This is a genomic window from Methylobacterium sp. CCH5-D2 (genome assembly GCF_001556475.1).
GTDB classification, from domain to species: domain Bacteria; phylum Pseudomonadota; class Alphaproteobacteria; order Rhizobiales; family Beijerinckiaceae; genus Methylobacterium; species Methylobacterium hispanicum.
In genome coordinates, this window is sequence record NZ_LSIX01000310.1 from 1 (window position 1) to 662 (window position 662).

A 662-nucleotide genomic window follows, 5' to 3' on the forward strand; every position below is an offset into this window, starting at 1 on the left:
GGGGAGGGTGGGCCGGCCGTAAGGCCGGGTCGGGAGAGGGGAACCCGGCTTCCGGAAGGGAGGCGGCTCTCACGCTGGGTCCAGCCCGATCCTGCACCGTCGTTCCCCTCTCTGCGGGACTTCGTCCCGACACCCCTGCTTCGCAGGGTACCCTCCCCCGCAGAGGGGGGAGGGGGGCGGTAGCGCCCAGCGCGCACCTGGCCGCGCTCGCCGTCGCGGCGCTGCGGCTCGAACTCGACACCTACCCGAAGCCCGGCCTCGTCAGCCGGGTCGACAGCGGCAGCCACGCCGACATGGACGCGGCGACCTTCGCGGCGAGCGCCTCCGCCCTCGAACCCCATTTCGCCGCGCTGGCCCGCGCCGGGGCGGCGGGGCTCGCCATGCCGGCGCTGCGCCGTATCGGCCTCGAGGCGGAGGCCGCGATGCGAGCGGCGACGGGCGGCGTGAACACCCATCGGGGGGCGATCTTCGGCCTGGGCCTCCTCGCCGCCGCCGCGGGCGCGCTCGGGCCCGGCCCGCTGCCCGCGGGCGCGCTCGGCGCCCACGTGCGCGAGCGCCACGCGGCGGGGATCCTCGGCGGGCCGGAACTCCTGCACGCGCCGGGCGCCCGCGCGCGGCGTCGCCACCGGATCGGCGGCGCGCCGGCCGAGGCGGCCGCCGGG

1 protein-coding gene is annotated in these 662 nt (G+C 79.3%); it reads left to right on the plus strand.

Features of this window, described 5'->3' with window-relative positions; genetic code table 11:
• Nucleotides 1-197: 197 nt before the first annotated feature.
• On the plus strand, nucleotides 198-662 hold a 465-nt coding region (locus AX737_RS08170; RefSeq protein ID WP_245293412.1), incomplete at its 3' end, for a triphosphoribosyl-dephospho-CoA synthase.